General features: G+C 43.5%; 3 protein-coding genes and 1 pseudogene. All 4 read left to right on the forward strand.

Going from position 1 to position 3,504, the window contains the following annotated elements:
* Window positions 1–204, forward strand: a pseudogene (locus IQ260_RS28885) (3'-5' exonuclease); the annotation flags it as partial.
* Window positions 205–405: 201 nt separating this feature from the next.
* A complete protein-coding gene (locus IQ260_RS28890) occupies window positions 406–696 on the forward strand; it encodes a hypothetical protein (protein WP_193996518.1) in 291 nt (96 codons plus the stop codon).
* A 147-nt stretch (window positions 697–843) separates the two neighbouring features.
* Window positions 844–2,721 (forward strand): ATP-binding protein, encoded by a 1,878-nt coding sequence (locus IQ260_RS28895; protein ID WP_193996519.1) that lies wholly within the window; start codon window positions 844–846, stop codon window positions 2,719–2,721.
* Window positions 2,718–3,504: hypothetical protein (locus IQ260_RS28900; protein WP_193996520.1), on the forward strand; the 787-nt coding region annotated here is incomplete at its 3' end. The genes IQ260_RS28895 and IQ260_RS28900, both read left to right, overlap by 4 nt.

Below are 3,504 nucleotides of genomic sequence, written 5' to 3' on the forward strand. Positions count from 1 at the left end.
CATTTTCGTCAACAGTGGATTCGTTTACAGGATGCGACGGCAATATTTGGCCAGCGCAAAAAGGATGTGTTGGATTTGTTGATTAAGGCTGGTTTAGAGCATAAGTTGTCGAAGCGGCAACAGCAGCCTTTGTTTCGCCGAGGGGATGTGGAAGATGTGTTTTATGCGCAGAATGGGGAGCAGTTATCGGTGTTGGGAAAGTAGGTGCGCCCAACTCTCGGATTGATACAGTTTGGCACAGCGGACTCTAACCCGAACAATATCGCCTCGTTGAATATTCATTTGGATCAATAATCAGCCGAATAAGGTCATCGGTTTCAGTATGAACGATAGCAATGACTCATCCAAGAAAATCAGATTTATGGGTCGAAGTTATAATTAGGGCAAGCTGACCTCCACCTTGCTATGACACTGCCCTTGCCGAAACTTCAAACCTTACCAGACTCGTTGCCAATTGATGGGGCAGTGCGTATTGAGTTGGAAGAAGGTGTTCCTATTTTTCGTGTGTCAAGTCAGGTTCAAACTCGTATTGAAGAGCTTTTGTTTAAGCAAAAGGAAACTCCCCTTAATCAAGATGAAGAACAGGAGTTGGATAGTTATGAAGAAATAGATGACTATTTAAGTTTTGTCAATCGGACGATTCGGAATTTGTTCATCCTTCAAACGCAGCAGGCATCTTACATCAATGCCCCGTAGTAGGATTTCTGACATTGCTCAGGCCCAGGTTCGTCGCAGAGCTGTTAGCGAAGCGTAACGCACCAAATCAAAGGTTTTTGGTATTTTTAGAACCATTATGAGATGAGTCTATTAGGATAAGAGCGGCATGGTTTAGCTTGCTGGTGAATGGCAATTTTTACCTGGACATTTCTGCTAGAAACGGTGGTTGGTGGCATTATCGGCAACCGGGTGGATGCTGGCGTTGTGCAAGCTTGCTCAGCAGGGTGGCAGCGGGCTATTCGGGGACTGAATGCACCAGACTTGCAGGCAACTCGGGATGAGCTGGCCATAGCGATCAGTCGATCATTTCTGTGGGCACAGCAGAGTCTGGTGCAGGAATGTCTGGCTGAGGTTGCCAAAGATGTTGATGGCGGTTTTAGTCAGCCTGTAGCTTTGTCAGGGTATGAAGCAGCTGTGGACTGGCTTAATCAGAAAGCTCAACAGCTTAGAAATGACCTGAAGCAGCTGGAAAAGGAACAGCTAAATGCCCTAGCGGCATCAGATACTGCATCTTTGGGTAATTTGCTGCAGAGTCAGGATGTGTCGACGGCGTTTAGCCAGCAGCTGACGACCGTAGCGGTTCAGGAGCAGGCACCGGATATTTATGTCAGTCGGGCTATAGCAACCGATACCGGATTGATGGCAAGGCTGGCAGCCTACTTTGAGTTTGAGCTACAGACCAATCAAACTGTACAAAACTGGTTTCAGACTCAGCTGCTATTGCAGATTAATCGTCAGCTACAGAACGTTGATCAGGCTCCCCTGGCGCTGGAAGACTTAAAGAATAGTCTGAAAGCATTGACTAGCCAGATTCCAGTCATTGTTGGGCAGGTCAATAATTTGGTATTGGCGGTCAGTGAGGTGGGTAATAATGTGACTGAAGTGCGGGCTTTAGTCACATCAAGCGCTGCTGAGCTAGCATTATTGGTCCTACACAATGGGGATGAGCTAGCGGAGCTAAAAAAGCAAATTGGAGATTTGTTGATTGCGCTGAAGCAGCAGTTGACTGCTGAGGTGAAAGTTCCTGAGGCACCAGCCTCCCCTAAGGAAGGGCCAAACCTGTTTATCTATGGTCCGGCGGTACCGCCAGAGAGATTTTTCGGACGACGACGGGCAAAGGCAGACATTAAGAACCGCATTGGTGCGGTAGAGCCTCAGAGTATCAATATTGTGGGGCTGCGGCGGAATGGAAAAAGCTCAATGCTACGGTATGTGAAAGAACGCATTGGGGAGTTTTGTACACCAGAGCAAAAGCCACTAGTGGTGTTGCTAGATTTGCAAGATCGGCGGTTTCATACACCTGAGGGAATTGTGGAAGGATTAAGGCGAGGGATTAAAAAGCATATGGGAAGTGAGCCCTGGCCAAGAGATGCTAATAATGATCCGTTTGAGTTAGAAGATGGATTAGAAGCAATATGTGACAAGGGATATCGATTAATCGTAATGTTTGATGAGTTTGGGGCAATTGGAAAACAACTAGAGATATTTCAGGGCTGGGGAGATGATTGGCGGTCAAAGGCATCAGCTAGCTTAGTAACTTTAGTAATTGCCAGTCGACGACCGTTGAGTGAAGTTTATAGTACACTTGGGCTAACATCACCGTTTGGAAACATTTTTAGTACAACTGTGTTGGGCGCATTAGAAACAAAATCTTGGCAACAGCTTTTAAGCCAGGGAAGGTTCTCAAGAATTGAGATATCCTGGGTGGATGAAATGGCTGGTAAACTGCCTTACTATACTCAACTAGCTGCAGCGATGGTTTGGCAACATAGAGAGTTAAAGTTAGTAAAGAAAGAGTTTAGGCAAGAAGCGAAATCGCGTTTCAGGGAATTGTGGACAGAGTTAACATCACCTGAAAAGCTGGCGCTTCAGCAGATAGCAAAGAACGATATATCTTCAAGTGAAGCAGCTGTGGTGGAAGATTTAAAGCTAAATGGATTAGTGTGTTCTGAACAGCAAATCTATAGCCGCGAGTTTCAAATCTTTGTGAAGACACAGCGATGAAAAAATTCTTAAAAGAGACTTGGGAGCTTTGGTATTGGGCAATGTTTTGTCCATCAAAGCTGCAAGCGCGGATGAATTCTTGGAGGCCAAGGAAAACTGGACGAACTACATTTGGAGACATACTTTTATTTTCGATAAATTGGCGCTTTTGGGGGCAATTTTTCTGCTTGATATGTTTATTTAGTACACCTTTAATAGGCCTAATTAGAGAGAGTTCTGCTATTACTGACTGGTTACTGCTGCCAATTACTTTGTTGGCAGCTTACAGTTTAGGTGTTATTTTCTTGCCTATAGGTATAAATACTCCATTGTTGATTGGAGGAATATATCAAACTAGTGCTAATGCTTTCAGCAAAAAACTTCAGACAAACTTAAATGAAATTGCTCAAGCTGCCGCTTTTTTGCTAAATCAGTCATTCTTAGAAATTTCAATTATTCTATTGCTAATATCATTGGTAGGGATAATTATTTATGATGTTTATATAATGAATAAAAACAGAGGTGCGCGTGCGCTTTTTATTCGTGATCATCTAGAATATGATGCCATTGAAAAAATAGGTTTAATAGATAAATTCAAAGTCTCAATATCAACCGCAATAGGCATTGCAGTCGCAATTTCGATCATCGTCTCGACTGTAGTTTCAGTTTTTATTCTGTCTTCAGAAATAAGTTTAATTGATGGCTTTTCCGTAGCAATTATAGGGATTATCTTTTCAACAGTAATCTCAATTATAGCTGCAGCTATAATTGCAGCCATAGTTTCCATTATAATCGCAACGCTGT

This window comes from Leptolyngbya cf. ectocarpi LEGE 11479, assembly GCF_015207065.1.
Lineage (GTDB): Bacteria > Cyanobacteriota > Cyanobacteriia > Phormidesmidales > Phormidesmidaceae > Leptothoe > Leptothoe ectocarpi.